14 protein-coding genes and 1 pseudogene are annotated in these 15948 nt (G+C 67.5%); 10 read left to right on the top strand and 5 right to left on the bottom strand.

Annotation, left to right across the window (positions count from 1 at the left end; all coding sequences use genetic code 11):
* Positions 1 to 162: 162 nt before the first annotated feature.
* Positions 163 to 951, bottom strand: a complete 789-nt coding sequence (locus tag ACIA12_RS40250) for a phosphotransferase (RefSeq protein WP_396372736.1) — start codon at positions 949 to 951, stop codon at positions 163 to 165.
* Positions 952 to 1123: 172 nt separating this feature from the next.
* On the opposite strand from ACIA12_RS40250, the gene ACIA12_RS40245 reads away from it, so the two are divergent.
* The 7 genes from ACIA12_RS40245 to ACIA12_RS40215 all read left to right on the top strand — a co-directional run bounded on the left by ACIA12_RS40245 (position 1124) and on the right by ACIA12_RS40215 (position 8727).
* Positions 1124 to 2494, top strand: coding sequence for an ABC transporter substrate-binding protein (locus ACIA12_RS40245; RefSeq protein WP_396372735.1), 1371 nt, complete (start codon positions 1124 to 1126; stop codon positions 2492 to 2494).
* A 5-nt stretch (positions 2495 to 2499) separates the two neighbouring features.
* Positions 2500 to 3450, top strand: a complete 951-nt coding sequence (locus ACIA12_RS40240) for a carbohydrate ABC transporter permease (protein ID WP_396372734.1) — start codon at positions 2500 to 2502, stop codon at positions 3448 to 3450.
* Positions 3447 to 4292, top strand: coding sequence for a carbohydrate ABC transporter permease (locus ACIA12_RS40235; RefSeq protein ID WP_363819379.1), 846 nt, complete (start codon positions 3447 to 3449; stop codon positions 4290 to 4292). The genes ACIA12_RS40240 and ACIA12_RS40235 overlap by 4 nt, the downstream gene beginning before the upstream one ends.
* Positions 4289 to 5773: a mannitol dehydrogenase family protein gene (locus ACIA12_RS40230; protein ID WP_396372733.1), complete on the top strand. Its 1485-nt coding sequence runs from the start codon at positions 4289 to 4291 to the stop codon at positions 5771 to 5773. The genes ACIA12_RS40235 and ACIA12_RS40230 overlap by 4 nt, the downstream gene beginning before the upstream one ends.
* Before the next feature lie 77 nt (positions 5774 to 5850).
* Entirely contained in the window at positions 5851 to 6828 is a 978-nt protein-coding gene (locus ACIA12_RS40225) for a sugar-binding transcriptional regulator (RefSeq protein ID WP_396372732.1), read from the top strand.
* Positions 6829 to 8250 (top strand): xylulokinase, encoded by a 1422-nt coding sequence (xylB, locus tag ACIA12_RS40220; RefSeq protein ID WP_396372731.1) that lies wholly within the window; start codon positions 6829 to 6831, stop codon positions 8248 to 8250.
* Positions 8251 to 8295: 45 nt separating this feature from the next.
* Positions 8296 to 8727: a DUF3592 domain-containing protein gene (locus ACIA12_RS40215; RefSeq protein WP_396372730.1), complete on the top strand. Its 432-nt coding sequence runs from the start codon at positions 8296 to 8298 to the stop codon at positions 8725 to 8727.
* A 79-nt stretch (positions 8728 to 8806) separates the two neighbouring features.
* Here the strand turns inward: ACIA12_RS40215 and ACIA12_RS40210 are convergent, their stop codons facing one another.
* The 4 genes from ACIA12_RS40210 to ACIA12_RS40195 form a co-directional block, all read right to left on the bottom strand.
* On the bottom strand, positions 8807 to 10867 hold the full coding sequence (locus ACIA12_RS40210; protein WP_396372729.1) for a DUF222 domain-containing protein: 2061 nt from the start codon (positions 10865 to 10867) through the stop codon (positions 8807 to 8809).
* A gap of 81 nt (positions 10868 to 10948) precedes the next feature.
* Complete coding sequence (locus tag ACIA12_RS40205) at positions 10949 to 11557, bottom strand: hypothetical protein (RefSeq protein ID WP_396372728.1); 609 nt, start codon at positions 11555 to 11557, stop codon at positions 10949 to 10951.
* A 420-nt stretch (positions 11558 to 11977) separates the two neighbouring features.
* The gene (locus ACIA12_RS40200; protein ID WP_396372727.1) at positions 11978 to 13264 is read right to left on the bottom strand and encodes a sensor histidine kinase; all 1287 of its coding nucleotides are present in this window, start codon (positions 13262 to 13264) and stop codon (positions 11978 to 11980) included.
* Positions 13261 to 13953 carry a response regulator transcription factor gene (locus ACIA12_RS40195; RefSeq protein WP_396372726.1) on the bottom strand — a complete coding sequence of 231 codons (693 nt, stop codon included), beginning with the start codon at positions 13951 to 13953 and terminating at the stop codon, positions 13261 to 13263. The genes ACIA12_RS40200 and ACIA12_RS40195 overlap by 4 nt, the downstream gene beginning before the upstream one ends.
* A gap of 143 nt (positions 13954 to 14096) precedes the next feature.
* Between ACIA12_RS40195 and ACIA12_RS40190 the strand changes: the two genes are divergently transcribed.
* From ACIA12_RS40190 to ACIA12_RS40180, 3 genes and pseudogenes are all read left to right on the top strand, one after another.
* Complete coding sequence (locus tag ACIA12_RS40190; protein ID WP_396372725.1) at positions 14097 to 14285, top strand: hypothetical protein; 189 nt, start codon at positions 14097 to 14099, stop codon at positions 14283 to 14285.
* Entirely contained in the window at positions 14282 to 15268 is a 987-nt protein-coding gene (locus ACIA12_RS40185; protein ID WP_396372724.1) for an AAA family ATPase, read from the top strand. The genes ACIA12_RS40190 and ACIA12_RS40185 overlap by 4 nt, the downstream gene beginning before the upstream one ends.
* Positions 15265 to 15630 (top strand): annotated as a pseudogene (locus ACIA12_RS40180) (DUF58 domain-containing protein); the annotation flags it as partial. The gene ACIA12_RS40185 and the pseudogene ACIA12_RS40180, both read left to right, overlap by 4 nt.
* Positions 15631 to 15948 lie beyond the last annotated feature (318 nt).

Here is a 15948-nt window from a genome sequence, read left to right as displayed (position 1 = left end):
CTCGGCATGACCAGCCCAATACAGTACGAACTCACACACCACTCCACAGCGGCCAAAGCCGCATAACCCGGTGTCCACCACCCGGGGGCAAGCCCAGGTGGGTGGGAGCGCCCAGAGCGGCGAGCGACGAAGGAGCGAGCGGCGGCGGGTGCGTGGGATTTCCTAGGTCTGTAAGGCTTTTACTAGTTCCTCGTGGTGGGTGATGAACCACCTGTTGGTTCTCTCTGTGAGAGTCGCTTCGCCCGTGGTCCAGCGTTGGAGGAACCAGGGGTGGCCGGATTCGGCGCCTCGGCGGACGTAGTCCATGCACCAGATGTGGTTGGCGGCGGCTGCGTCGATGAGGCGGGTGCGGTCCAGCTCGGTGAGTCCGTAGGCGTCGGTGAAGCGGCGGAGGCGGGCTAGAGCTTGGCCTTGGCGTACGTCGTGGATGTCGGCGTCGGGACGCAGCGGTGCCCACAACCGAACGGCGGCAGCGATGTCCCAGAGCACCGACCCGGGACCGGCCAGGTCGAAGTCGATCAGGGCGACCGCCAGGCCGTCGCGGAAGACGATGTTGTCGAGGTTGGGGTCGTTGTGGCCGACCAGCCCGTCGTCGTACTCCGCGGGCACCGACTCGGCCCACGGGTAGCCGGAAGGGTCGAAGCCGAGTACGGCTTCGTGGTACCGCCGTAGCAGGTGCGCGACGCTCTCCAACGCCGCGTCGGTCATCGACCACGACGGGTACGGCGCCTGCACGGTCTCGCCCGGCACGTAGGTCAGTACTTCGCGGCCCTGCTCGTCCACCCCGAGGAAGGCGGGTGAGGAGTCGAAGCCGACCTCCTGGAGATGATCCAGCAGCGCATGCACGGCAGGGCTGCTGGGCCGCAGCGGGCGGCGTACGGTATCGCCGACCCGTACCACCAGGCCACGGTTGGCGGTGCCGCCGAGCAGGCGGGTCTCGACCTCAGGCATCACCGCACAGTGTGGCTGCTGCCCACTCCCAGCGCTAGAGCGCTCAAATGAGCACGCCAATGCACAGATGCTCAACGAACTCTTGACACGCGGCAGGCCAAACGGTTCACTCAACGATGAGCAGCGTGCTGCTCATATGAGCGAGTGCCCGCCGATCGCGAAGGAGCAGCCCGTGCTGGAACAGCGCAAACGCATCGGAGGTGTGGCGATCGCACTCCTGCTGGTGAGCGGAATGAGCAGCTGCGCCGGGTGGGGCGGCGGAGGCGGCGGGGGCGGTGGCGCCGACAGCGTCAACGTGCTGATGGTGAACAACCCGCAGATGGTCGACCTGCAGAAGCTGACCGCGGACAACTTCACCAAGCAGACCGGGATCAAGGTCAACTACACCGTGCTGCCGGAGAACGACGTCCGGGACAAGATCAGCCAGGAGTTCTCCAGCCAGGCCGGCCAGTACGACGTCGCCTCGCTGAGCAACTTCGAGATCCCGATCTACGCCAAGAGCAAGTGGATCGCGCCGCTGTCGGACTACATCGCCAAGGACACGGCGTTCAACCAGGACGACATCCTCAAGCCGATGACCGAGTCGATGTCCGGTGACGACGGCAAGATCTACGGCGAACCGTTCTACGGCGAGTCGAGCTTCCTGATGTACCGCAAGGACATCCTGCAGGCCAAGGGCATCGAGATGCCTGCCAAGCCGACCTGGCAGCAGGTCGCCGACATCGCCGCGAAGGTCGACAACGCCCAGCCCGGCATGCGCGGCATCTGCCTGCGCGGCCAACCCGGTTGGGGCCAGCTGTTCGCCCCGCTGACGACCGTGGTGAACACCTTCGGCGGTACCTGGTTCACGGAGGACTGGCAGGCCAAGGTCAACGCACCCGAGTTCACCGAGGCGACCAAGTTCTATGTCGACCTGGTCCGCAACCACGGCGAGCTCGGTGCCCCGCAGGCCGGCTTCACCGAGTGCCTCAACAACCTCGTCCAGGGCAACGTCGCGATGTGGTACGACGCCACCTCGGCCGCCGGTTCGCTCGAAGCGCCCAACTCGCCGGTCAAGGGCAAGATGGGGTACGCCCCCGCGCCGGTCGTGAAGACCGACAGCTCCGGCTGGCTGTACGCCTGGTCGTGGAGCATCCAGGAGGCGAGCAAGAAGAAGGACAACGCCTGGAAGTTCATCTCCTGGGCCTCCAGCAAGCAGTACGAGGAGCTGGTCGGCAAGGAGCTCGGCTGGTCCCGCGTCCCGGCCGGCAAGCGCGCCTCGACGTACGAGAACCCGAACTACCGCAAGGAGGCGGCGGCGTTCGCCGACCCGACCAAGCAGGCGATCGAGACCGCCGACCCGCGCAACCCGGGCGCCCAGCCGCGGCCGGCGATCGGCATCCAGTTCATCGACATCCCGGAGTTCCCCGATCTCGGGACCCAGGTCAGTCAAGACGTCAGCTCGGCGATCGCCGGCCGGATGAGTGTGGACGACGCCTTGAAACGTGGACAGGAACTCGCCGACGACGTAGCTGACCGCTATCGCGCCAGAGAAGCGAAGTGAGGGCCATGAGTATCGACACCGAGGCGCGCCCGGGCCGCCACACAACCACCCCGCCGAAGAAGCCGAGCACCCTGCTGCGCAGCACCGGCGACTGGGCCCGCAGGGCGCCGCTGATGCCCGCGCTGGTCTTCATGATCATCGTCACCCAGCTGCCGTTCGTGGTCACGATCATCACCTCGTTCATGAACTGGAACGCGTACTACCCCGACGAGCGCAGCTTCGCCGGCGTCGACAACTTCCGCCGCGTCCTCACCGACGCGAACACCCGGCACGCCATCTGGGTGACCATCCTGCTCACCGCGGGCGTCGTCCTCATCAGCCTGCTCCTCGGCCTGGGCATCGCGCTCCTGCTCGACCGCAAGTTCCGCGGCCGCGGCGCTGTCCGCACGATGATGATCACGCCGTTCCTCGTCGTACCGGTCGCAGCGGCCCTGTTGTGGAAGCACGCGCTGTACAACCCGGAGTACGGGCTCTTCAACGGCGTGCTGAAGTGGATCTTCGGCGACAACGCACCACAACCCGACTGGATCAGCAACCAACCTCTGTGGTCAGTGATCTTCGCGCTGGTCTGGCAGTGGACGCCGTTCATGATGCTGATCATCCTGGCCGGCCTGCAGAGCCGCCCGCTCGACGTGATCGAGGCAGCGGGCATCGACGGCGCGAGCCAGTGGGACATCTTCCGGTACATGACCCTGCCGCACCTGCGTCAGTACCTCGAACTGAGCGCGCTGCTCGGCTCGATCTACGTCGTACAGAACTTCGACGCCGTCTTCACGATCACGTCCGGCGGACTCGGTACGGCCAACCTGCCGTACACGATCTACCAGACCTTCTACACCGCCCACGACTACGGCCGGGCCTCGGCCGCCGGCGTCATCGTCGTGATCGGCACCATCGTGATCGCGACCTTCGCGCTCCGCTCGGTGTCCACCCTGTTCAAGGAGGAGGGCCGATGAGCGGCCAGGTAACCATCGTGACCGGCAGGAAGAACCGTGGTGGCGGCTGGGCGTTGTCCGGGCTCGCCTGGATCGTCGGCATCCTGTTCGTGTTGCCGGTGCTGTGGATGGCGCTGACCTCGTTCCACCACGAGGAGGACGCGGCGAAGAACCCGCCGGACGTCACCGCGCCGCTGACCCTGGACGGCTTCCGGTCGTTCTTCGACTCCGGTCCCTGGCCGTCGATCGCGAACTCGCTGACCGCGAGCATCCTGTCGACGCTGCTGGTCATCCTGCTGGCGTTCCCGGCGGCGTACGCGCTGTCGATCAAGCCGGTGAAGAAGTGGACCGACGTGATGTTCTTCTTCCTGTCCACCAAGATGCTGCCGGTGGTCGCAGGGCTGCTGCCGATCTACCTGTTCGCGCAGTTCGCCGGGCTGCTGGACAACATCTGGCTGCTGATCGTGCTCTACACGTCGATGAACCTGCCGATCGCGGTCTGGATGCTGCGCAGCTTCCTGGCCGAAGTACCGGTCGAGATCCTCGAAGCGGCCTCCGTCGACGGCGCCGGCCTGGTGCGTACTCTCCGCTCAGTGGTCGCCCCGGTAGTGATGCCCGGGATCGCGAGCGCGTCCCTGATCTGCTTCATCTTCAGCTGGAACGAGCTGCTTTTCGCCCGCGTCCTCACGGGTACCGTGGCACAGACCGCGCCGGTGTTCCTGACCGGCTTCGTCACCAGCCAGGGCCTGTTCCTCGCGAAGGTCTGCGCGGCCTCCCTGGTGGTGTCGCTGCCGGTGCTGATCGCCGGGTTCGCGGCACAGGACAAGCTCGTCCAGGGCCTGTCGCTCGGGGCGGTCAAGTGACGGAGGCAACGGTGCAAGGACTCAACTCGGCCAGCCTGAACTCGCTCGACGAGCGAGTCGGCGTACCGAAGTACGACCGTACTTCGGTACGCCCAGGCATCGTCCATTTCGGGGTCGGCGGCTTCCACCGGGCCCATCAGGCGATGTACCTCGACAAGCTGATGAACGAGGGCAAAGCACTCGACTGGGGCATCGTCGGCGTCGGTGTCCTCCCGCACGACAAGCGGATGGCCGAGGTGATGGCGGCGCAGGACTGCCTCTACACGCTCGTCGTCAAGTACCCGGACGGGACGCTTGAGCCACGGGTGATCGGCTCGATCGTCGGCTACCTCTTCGCGCCGGACGATCCCGAGGCCGTACTGACGCAGCTGACCGACCCCGCCACCAAGATCGTCTCGCTGACGATCACCGAGGGCGGGTACCACGTGAACCAGGTGACGGGGGAGCTGGACGCCTCCGACCCCGGCCTAGCTGCTGACCTGGAGCCGGGCGCGCTGCCGGGGAGCGCGTTCGGCTTCATCGTCGAGGCGCTCGCCCGGCGACGGGCGGCCGGCGTCGCGCCGTTCACGGTGATGTCCTGCGACAACATCCCGGGCAACGGCCACGTAGCGCGCAAGATGCTCGCTGCCTTCGCCCGGCTGAAGGACCCATCGCTCGCGGCCTTCCTGGAGAGCGAGGTTCGGTTCCCCAACTGCATGGTCGACCGGATCACGCCGGTCACCGCCGACGCGGATCGTGAGGCGCTGGCGTCGCAGTACGGGGTCGAGGACGGCTGGCCGGTGGTGTGCGAGCCGTTCACGCAGTGGGTGCTCGAGGACGACTTCGGTGGTTCGCGGCCTGCATACGAGGACGTCGGCGTGCAACTGGTCGAGGACGTCGAACCGTACGAGCTGATGAAGCTGCGGCTGCTCAACGCGAGCCACCAAGCCCTCTGCTACCTGGGGTACCTGGCCGGCTACCGCTACGCGCACGAGGTCTGCCAGGACAAGCTGTTCGTCGACTTCCTGCTCGGCTACATGGATTCGGAGGGTACGCCGACGCTGCCACCGGTGCCTGGGGTCGACCTGGATCGGTACAAGCATCAGCTGATCGAGCGGTTCGCGAACCCCGAAGTACGCGACACTCTCGCCCGGCTCTGCGCGGAGAGCTCGGACCGCATCCCCAAATGGCTGGTCCCCGTCGTCCGCGAGCAACTCGCCGCGGATCGCGGGATCGAGCACTCCGCTCTGGTGATCGCCTCCTGGGCCCGGTACGCCGAGGGCGTGGACGAGCAAGGTGAGCCGATCGAGGTCGTGGACAGGCTGAGGGACAAGCTGGTCGAACGAGCGCAGCACAACCGTACGGAACCGTTGCTCTTCGTGTCCGACCGGGATCTGTTCGGTGACCTCGTCGACGACCCCCGCTTCGTCTCCGCCTACACCGCCGCGCTCGCTTCGCTCCACGAACGTGGAGCGCGAGCAACCCTGGAGGCGCGGACCTGAGAAGGGGCTCGCGGCAAGGGCCCGCGAACCGTTACGGTGCCGGGGAATCACGGGAGAAGATTGGTGGCGGGGCGACGGTGAACGGTCGGGGACAGTTGCTCGGCGAGGGCGACGAGGACGACGAGCTGCTGGCCGACGTCGCTCGCCGGTACTACCTCGACAACATCTCCAAGGTGGACATCGCGAAGGAGCTGGACCTGAGCCGGTTCAAGGTCGCCCGGCTGCTCGAGGACGCGCGCAGTCGCGGCATCGTCCAGATCCAGATCAAGAACCCGTCGCCGATCGATCGCGGACTGTCCGAACAGCTGGCCGACGCGCTCGGGCTCCAATCCTGCGTCGTCACCCACACCTCGGGATCGCCCGAGCAGGTCCGCGACCAGGTCGCCGAGGCCGCGGCTCGAACGGTCGCGCCCCTGGTCCGCGACGGCGACCTGCTCGGCCTGACCTGGAGTCGGGCGGTTGACGCGATGGTCGACCATATCGACGTACTGCCTGCCTGCACGGTGATCCAGATGGCCGGTTCGCTCCACTCGCCCGCCGGCGGCGGCAGCACGATGGACCTTGCCCGCCGAGCGGCTGCTCTCGCCGGCGGTACTGCGCACGCCGTCCACGCGCCGCTCGTCGTCGACGACATCGCCGCCGTCGCCGCGTTGCGCCGGCAGCCCGGCATCGCGGACACCCTGGCGCTGGCCGACGGGCTCGACATCTCGGTCGTCGCGATCGGCGCCTGGCGGGCCGGCTGCTCCACGGTCTGGGACGCGGTGTCGGAGGAACTCCGCGCCGAAGGTCTCGCAGGCGGCGCAATCGCCGAGGTCAGCGGGCATCTTCTGGACCGGGACGGCAGACTGGTCCAGTCACCGCTGGAACAGATGATCATCGCGGTCTCGGTCGACCAGCTGCGCCACCCGGCGGAGCGGATCGCCCTCGCCGCGGGAGCCCATCGCGCCCCGGCGGTGATCGCCGCCGTGCGGGCCGGGCTGGTCAGCACGCTGGTGACGACGACCGACCTCGCCCGTGACGTCCTGCGGCACCTAGCTACCGAAAAGGATCTCTAGATGACTGACCCCACACTGGTTGCCGGAGTCGACTGCTCGACCCAGGCGACCAAGGTCGTCGTGTGCGATGCCACCACCGGCGAGGTACTGCGGGAAGGCCGCGCGCCGCATCCCGACGCCACCCAGGTCGACCCGAACGAGTGGTGGAAGGCGTGGTCGATCGCCTCCGACGGCCTGCTGGATGGTGTCTCGGCGTTGTCGGTCGCGGGTCAGCAGCACGGCATGGTTCTGCTGGACGGTACCGGGGCCGTTGTGCATCCGGCCGTGTTGTGGAACGACACCAGCTCGGCCGACGCCACCACGGCTTTGGTCTCCGAGCTGGGCGGACCCGAGGCCTGGGCTTCCGCTGTTGGGTCCGTGCCGGTACCGAGCTTCACCGTCACCAAGTTGCGCTGGGTCCAAGGCGCTGCTCCCGACGCGGCTGCTCGCGCCGAGGCGGTCGCTTTGCCGCACGACTGGCTGACGCACCAGCTCGCCGCTGACCGGTCGGGTATCGCCGAGCTGACGACGGATCGGGGAGATGCCTCAGGTACGGGCTGGTGGTCGCCTTCCACCAATGACTACCGCCCTGACCTGGTCGAGCTCGCCTTCGGTCGCTCGCTGCAGCTCCCGCGCGTCGCCGGCCCGTCGGAGGTCGTCGGCCAGACTTCCTTCGGCGCGGCGTTGGCAGCCGGCACCGGCGACAACATGGCCGCCGCCCTGGGCCTCGACCTCCAGCCCGGCGACGTGGCCGTCTCCCTTGGAACCAGCGGCACTGCGTTCGCCCGCTTCGCCTCGCCCACCTCTGACCCAAGCGGCTTCGTAGCTGGCTTCGCCGACGCCACCGGCGGCTACCTGCCCCTGGTCTGCACCCTGAACGCTGCCCGGGTGATGTCGGCAACCGCCACTCTGCTCGGCATGGACCTTGCCGCCTTGGACGAGGCCGCTCTGACCTCTCCCGGCAGCAACGGCCTCGTCATGCTCCCTTACCTGGACGGCGAGCGCACCCCAGACCTCCCGCACTCCACAGGCCTCATCTACGGCCTCACCCGTACCACCGCCCAGCCCGCCACCATGGCCCGAGCAGCAGTCGAAGGCATGCTCTGCGGCCTGGCCGACGCCGTCGACGCCCTCCGAGCCCAAGGCATCCCCGTCCACCGGGTCCTCCTGCTCGGCGGCGCCGCCCGCTCCCGCGCAGTCCAGGCCCTAGCCCCTGCCCTGCTCGGTGCCCCCGTCGTACTACCCGAGCCCGCCGAGTACGTCGCCCTAGGCGCCGCCCGGCAAGCCGCCTGGGCCGTCTCAGGCGACCTACCTGTCTGGGACGTCGCCATGAGCAAGCCCGAGTCCGCAGTACTGTCTGACGAAGCCGCCGCAGACGTCCGAGCCCGCTACGCCGCAGTACTGTCCGGCACCCGACCGCTGCTGGCCTCGGAGTACCGCTGACCAAGGAAACCCCTCCGGCGGTCCTGCCCAGGGCCGGTCGCCGCCGTGGCTAGTGCCGCCCGGCCGAAGAAGCGCGATCGCCGCATCTGGGAAGGTATCTGCTGTCTGCTCGGCGCCGTGGTCATGTTGCTGATCGCGGCCGCGATGGCGGAGGACACCTACTGGCTGTCGCGCCGGGGCGAGGTAGTCACCGCCACGGTCCTGGGCGAGAAATCCGACCACGGCCGCGCCGCCAACAAACGCCTCATGGTCAGGTACACCACCAAGTCCGGCCAGCAAGTCGAGAACGACACCACCAACTACTACGACGACGACCTCGGCCCCACGATCGACGTCATCTACGACCGTGAAATGCCTGAACGCATGCAAGCCGCCGACTGGGGTGTGGACTACGTAAGCCCGAGCGTCCTGGGAGGCATCGCCCTGATCGTCCTCACAGCCGGCGCCTTCCTACTCATCGGCAGCCGCCCCGACTAAGTCATCGAGGCCGGCGACATCGTCAGCTTCTCCCCGAGCGGGCGACGTCGTCGGCTTCTCCTCGAGACCGGCGGCATCGTCAGCTTGGGGCGATGGTTGGCTCGACCGAGGATTGGTGGTCGTCGCCGTCACTCTGTTTGCCGGGACGGTGGCCGTTGCCGGGACGGTGGCGGCGCTTGTTGGGGTGATGGCGGCCGGTTGGGCTGGTCCAGGTGTAGATGCCGTCGGCGCTGAGGTGTATCTGCCAACCGCCTTCGTGCTTGAGGCGATGGTGGTGGCGGCACAGGCACCAGAGGTTGGCCGCGGTCGTACGCCCATCGGCGGCGAACGACACCCGGTGGTCCAGATCGGTGAACTCCGCAGGCCGGTTACAACCCGGGAACTGGCAGGTGCGATCGCGCAACCTCACATACCGGTCCAACGCCGCTGATGGCACGTACCGATCCGGATCACTCGCAGGCGGTCGATCCGTCACCTGAAGCTCAACCCTTGAACCAACCCCAGTCCCTCCGGCCGCAAAGCCTTCGGCGGACGTACTGGGGCTGACGGAAGTACTGGAGAGGTTCAGCAGAAGGGTCTGTGTGAGGGCCTTGAGAAGGTACTTGCGTAGCGCGCTCTGCGGGAGAGGTCCGTGCTGATCGGTTTCTCCGCCGGTTCCCTGCTCCTCCTCGATCAGGGCACGCACCTCGGCGGCCGTCGCATGGATGACCACCGCGGCCTCTGCCCCAACAAGAGACTCGTCCGGCCTATCAACATCAGTTCCTCGGAACCGATCGCTTGTAGCACCGGTCTGCTCGCCGAGGTGGGTGTTCTTGTGCTCGTCGCCGGCATCACTGCGGGGATTTGCAGGGTGGAGAGTGGCACTTTCATCTCGGTCGGGATCGTCGGGACCGTCGCACCAACTGTCGGTGGTCTGCAGATCTGCACCGAGTGGTTCGAAGGCCGGTTCGTCGCCCGGCACTTCAGTTGGCGGGACGCCTGCGTCGTCAGCCGGCTCTGCCACGTCGGCCAGATCAGCCGAGTCAGCCAGATCAGCCGGGTCGGCTGCCTCGGCCAGATCTGCCGGGTCAGCCAGATCGGCCAGATCGGCTGTGTGGGCTGGGTCGGTGGCTCGGGTGGCTGGTTGGGGCTGTGGGGTGGGGCGCTTGCTTCTCGGGAGGAGGCGGCTCAGGGCTATGTCGGCTCGGAGCTGGTCCAGAGTGCGCGGGTCGCCCAGGCGGCGGCAGCGGATCGCGGCGCGGGAGAGGCTGGTCATCACTGCGGCACCGTCGATGCTGCTCTGGTTGTGGACGATGTCGGATCGGCCGAGGTCATCGGAGTACATCCGCACGGATCGCTCGTCGTGGGCGCGCTGATAGGCCTTGTCGGTCGCTTCCGGCGAGCGGCGAGCGGCCTCGCGCTGGCAGGCTTGCTTGATGTCCACCAGTGGATGCGTCTTGCTCCATGCCAGGACGGCGGACTCGGCGGCGCGGATGTCGGCGATGTCTTCCAGTACCGAAAGCTCGCGCACGATCGTGAACGCGGCCCGCTCGGTCAGGTGTCCCGCGGACAACGCGGCGAGCGTGGCGGGGAAGTTGTGGACCAGTTCGCAGGAGCGGTGAATCCGGGTGGTGGCGCTACCGCGCCGCATTTCGAGGATCCCGGCGATCTCGTCGGAGACCGACCGCAGATCACCGGCTATCCAACGCCGCTCGCCGGCCGTCGCGGCGCGGTCGCCCGGCTGCGGGTACCGGTGTCCCAGATCAGCAGAAACACCCCGCAAGCAGTCATCGAAGCCGGCGATGGTCTTCGCCTTCAGGGCGGCCAGACGATCCTCCAGCAAGGTGATCGCGTCCAGCCGATCCAACCACCCGAAATCACTCAGCAGGCTCGTGTCCTGGCAAACCACTGCCTCATACAAAGAGGTCCCCAGACCGCAGTCGTCCTCCTGGTCGAACCGCAGCAAGCTCTGCGTAGGCGGCCGTCCAGCAGCTCGCCCCAACGAGCCCGACGGCCCGCCAGTCGCCTCACCACTCGAACGCTTGCTCATGCTTCGATCATATGTTCGATTACGCTCCGAACCAAACCGACTACATCTTCCCCTGGAGCTCCTGGCAATTATGTTGCGATGAGCAACGAATGCGCGGCAGTCGAGCCGCATTGACGGACTGGAAGAGGATGCGCTTCAAGAAGCGCAGGTCTGGACCAATTGGTCCAGACCTGCGTGGAATCGGCTGTTCGCTCAGTCCTCGCGCCTGCCGATTCGCAACTCTGTGATCTCGGCTTGCTCCGATTCGACCCGCAGTTGGGCTGTGCATTCGAGTTCGACGCCCCGCAACGCAACGGTCACCCAGGCGTCCTCGACATAGGCGGTAGCCGCAGCGCCGGTGCTGATCAATGGCGCAGCTGCCCAGTCAGGCAAGCTGATTTCGAGCTCGGCATCGAGTCCGAGGGTGACCTCCTCCAACGTCATCCCGTACTCGTGCTCCCAGACGACGCCGGATTGGATGAGCGGGAAGTCAGCAGGCGCGCTGGCCACAGAGACGACCATGACGTCACCCATTGTGGTGATCGCCGCGGCGATCCTTCCTTCGTCGAAATGGCCACGGAGAAGGTTCTCGATAACACGGGCGGCATCAGAAGTCTCCAGCCCGTTGCCGACCAGGTGACGGAGGTGATCGATTACCTCGCCGACCACGTAGTCCTTCGACGCGGCAGGCCAGCCGTCCGGCTGATTACCTGTTGCAGCTGGACCGTGGCCACTCAATGCCCGCCGTGCAACGGTGAACGTCACCCCGTGCTGGCTCATGTACTGACGGATCTCTTGTTCGCGTCGTCGCGACATCGTCACTACTTCCTGGAGTCCGCCCGCGCTCGCACTCCGGAAATAGGTGTGCGTGGCATGTACTTCCTCGCTCTGCTGCGCCGTTGATCGGCTGCTTGCCTGCTTAGACTCCCGCCGGGCGCGGCCAGCGAGACGAACAGGACGGGCAGGAGAACGCTGCCGGATCACAATCTACCAGCAGGCAATCCAGTCAGTAGGTCAATGTAGTCGACGAGCAGCGTGGTCGAATCGCGCGACGCAGGAGGGCGGAACCTCGGAGCGCGCAGCGCAGGGGGTTTACGCGCGCAGCGCAAGCGGTTTGGCGCGCGCAGCGCGGGGTTTGGCGCGCGCAGCGCGAGGGTTCGGCGCGCGCAGCGCAAGGGGTGGGTGGGAGCGGTCGGAGAGGCGCGCGACGTAGGAGCGGGCATCGGAGAGCGCGTGGGGTGTTTAGGAGCGGGGGCCCAGGGGGTCTTCGGTGGGGGGTGTGGGGGAGCGGCGGGTGGTGTTGGTGAGGGAGCGTTCGGGGAGCCAGAGGGTGAAGGTGGAGCCGGTGCCTAGTTCGGAGTGGAGGGCTACGGTGCCGCCGTGGGATTCGGCTATCTGGCGGACGATGGCCAGGCCGAGGCCTGCTCGGCGTTGGCTGGTGGAGGGGCCGCTTGACGGGTCGACCAGGGGGACGGTGGCGGGGGGTTGGCGTTGGCCGGAGCGGAAGAAGCGGTCGAAGACGCGGTCGGTGTCCTCGTCGGCGATACCGGGGCCTTCGTCTCGTACTGCGATCCAGGCCCAGCCGTTGCGGCTGCCGACGGCCAGGACGAGTTCGCTGCCGCCGCGGGCCAGCCGTACGGCGTTGGAGAGCAGGTTGTCGACTGCCCGGCGCAGCGCCTGAGCATCACCCGCAGCGATAGGCCCCGGTGACAACCGGCGTACCAACCGCAGCTCCCGATCAGCAGCGAGCAGCGCATACTCCTCCGCGGCTTCCCCTGCAATGGCGGCCAGATCTACATCCGCGTCCACGAAGGCCGGTGACGACCGCCGAGCGGACGCCAGCAGGTCCTCCACCAGCCGCGTCATCCGCTGGATCGCACGCGACACGATCGCCGTCGCCTGCGCCCGATCCTCCGGCGGAGTGTCGTCATGGGCCAGTACTGCGTCCACGTTGGCCTGGATCACGGCCAACGGGTTCCGCAGCTCGTGCGACGCGTCGTCGACCAGTTGCCGTTGCGCGACGAAGGCGGACTCCAGTCGTTCGAGCATGTCGTCGACCGTGTCCGCGAGATTGCGCAACTCGTCCTGCGGCCCGTCCATCGCGATCCGTCGGGAGAGATCGGTCGCCGAGATGTCCTGAGCAGTCGCGGTGATCCGGCGTACCGGCCGAAGCACGCGACCCGAGAGCCACCACCCGGTACCAAGGCTGAAGAGCAGCAAAACGCCCATGCCGGCCGCCGAGTAGGTCTTGAGCGTCTCCAGCGTCTTGTAGTTCACTGCCGACTGGACGCTGGCGATGTCAGCAGCCTGGATCGGCTCGCCAGGCTTGAACCTCAGGTGCCCGTCCTTGTCGTAGTAGGACTTCTTGACGGTGATCGGATCGAGCGGCTGCGGATCGAGGTACGCCGACAGGGCGAAGTACAGGCTGCCGAGCACGAGCGCGGAAAGGCCGATCAGTACCGCGGAATAGGCCAGCGTCAGCCGGAACCGGATCGTCTGCGCCCAACCAGGCAACGCAGGCCGTCTCATGTCTCACCTCGAAGCCGGTACCCGCGCCCGATCACCGTTTCCAGCAAGGGTTCCTCGCCCTCCAGCGTGAGCTTGCGCCGCAGCGTCCCGACCGTCACCCGGACGCTCTGGGTGAACGGATCCGCGTTCTCGTCCCACACATGCTCGAGCAGTTCCTCAGCCGACACCACATGCCCCGGCCGCGACATCAGATACCGCAGTACGCCGAACTCCTTCAGCGTCAGCGGAAGCTCCCGCCCGGCCCGAGTTGCCAGATGACGCGAGCTGTCCAGCACCAGATCACCCACATGCAGCTGCGTAGTCCCGTTCGTCACGTCCCGCCGCAGCAGCGCCCGAATCCGCGCCAGCAGCTCAACCAGCGCGAACGGCTTCGTCAGATAGTCGTCGGCACCCTCGTCCAGCCCCCGCACCCGATCGGCGAGCGAGGCGCGCGCCGTCAGCATGAGCACCCGCAGCTCGCGCCCGGAGGCCACCTCGATCTCGCCCCGCCGTACCGCGCGGCACAGGTCGAGCCCGCTCGTGTCCGGCAGCGTGATGTCGAGGATCGCCAGGTCGTACGGCGTGCTGGCGAGCTTCTCGACCGCCTCCGCGCCGGTCAGCGCCGCGTCCACCGCGTAGCCGGCCCGACCGAGTCCCGAGCGCAGCGCGCTGACCAGGCCTTCCTCGTCCTCCACCACCAGTAATCGCACGACTCAAAGGTAGCCGCGCCGGCGGTGAGAGCCGGTAGGCGCTTTCGCTGGACTTTCGTTCTGCTTTCCGGTCGTTTTCGGGGTCGCCTGATGGATTGGTGCCCCACGAATTGAACTCAGCATCCGATCTCGAAGGAGTCAGCATGAATCTCCCCGGCAAGCGCCTCCTGCTCGGTACTGCGATCGCAGCCGCCGCGTTGGGCGTAGGCGGCGTCGCGTACGCCGCGGGCAACGACCCGGCCCCCGACCAGGGCTACGTGACTGTGGAAGAAGGCCCCAGTACGCCGAGCGCGACGCACGACTGCCCTGATGGTCAACGGAGTAACGCATGACCGCAGTACTGGAGCGGGCGCTCTTCGAGGTGAAGCGGGTTGTTGTCGGGCAGGACCAGCTGGTGGAGCGGATGCTGGTCGGATTGCTTGCCCGCGGCCACTGTCTGCTGGAAGGCGTACCGGGTGTCGCCAAGACGCTCGCCGTCCGGACGCTGGCCGAGGTGATCGGCGGCCGCTTCGCCCGGCTGCAGTTCACCCCTGATCTGGTACCCGGTGACATCGTCGGCACCCGGATCTGGCGGCCGTCCGCGGAAGGTTTCGACACCGAGCTCGGCCCGATCTTCGCCAACCTCGTACTCGCCGACGAGATCAACCGCGCGCCCGCCAAGGTGCAGTCGGCGTTGCTGGAGGCGATGGCGGAGAACCAGGTCAGCATCGGCGGCGTCAGCTACCCGTTGCCCGAGCCGTTCCTTGTACTGGCCACCCAGAACCCGATCGAGTCCGAGGGCGTCTACGCGTTGCCCGAGGCGCAGCGGGACCGGTTCCTGCTCAAGATCACCGTCGACTACCCGACGCCGCTGGAGGAACTCACGATCCTGCAGCGGATGAGCTCGCACCGGCCGCACGCCAACGCGGTGCTGACGCCGGCCATCGTGAGTGAGTTGCAGGAGGCGACGGAAGACGTCTTCGTGCACAACGCGGTCGCGGAGTACGTCGTCCGGTTGGTGCGCGCGACGCGGGTGCCGGCGCAGTACGGGATCAATGATCTCAGCGGCGTACTGGAGTTCGGGGTGAGTCCGCGGGCGACGCTCGGTCTGGTCGCGGCGGGTCGGGCGCTGGCGTTGCTGCGCGGGCGGGATTACGTACTGCCTGTTGACGTGTACGACGTTGCGCATGACGTGATGGCGCATCGGCTAGTGCTGACGTTCGACGCACTGGCCGATGGAGTCGACCCGCGGGCGGTCGTGTCGCGGGTACTGCAGGCGATCGAGCAGCCTCACGTAGTACCGGCTGATCAAGCACCGCAGGGTTCTGCGGCATGACAGGTCCTGACCTGCTCGCCGGGCGGGAGCGGGCGCTCCGCTCGCTGGAGCTCTCGGTGAAGCGGAAGCTGGAAGGGTTCCTGCAGGGCGAGATCACCGGCCTGCGGAGCGGTCCGGGTTCTGAGCCGAACGAGGCACGGCCGTACCAGGCAGGGCAGGACGACGTCCGCCGGATGGACTGGAACGTCACCGCCCGCTCCCTCGAACCGCACGTCCGGGCGCCCCTCGCCGAACGCGAACTGGAAACCTGGGCGCTGGTCGACGCCTCTGCTTCGATGGACTTCGGTACCGCGCTGTCTGAGAAGCGCGACCTAGCCGTAGCCATCGTCGGCGCAGCAGGCCTGCTTGCCGACCGCCCCGGCAACCGCCTAGGCGTACGAGTCGCCCTAGGCAACGAAGTCCGCCGAATCCCCGACGTCGGCGGCGGCCCAGCTCTACGCCGTACCCTCCGCACCCTGCTGTCGTCGCCGCGAGCAACCCCCGGCCAGCACCCCCAAACCGACCTGGCACACGCCATCACCCGCCTAAACCGCGAACACCCCAGACCCGGCCTGAGGGTCGTCGTCTCCGACTTCCACACCGACCCCTGGCCCGGGGCCGCCCCCCCGCCCCCCCGGGGGGGGGGGGGGGGGGGGGGGGGGGGCGCGGGGGGGGGCCCGCCGGGGGGGGCGGCGCGGGGG

The sequence above is a fragment of the Kribbella sp. NPDC051620 genome (genome assembly GCF_044453825.1).
GTDB lineage: Bacteria > Actinomycetota > Actinomycetes > Propionibacteriales > Kribbellaceae > Kribbella.
This window is presented reverse-complemented; position numbering and strand designations above follow the sequence as displayed.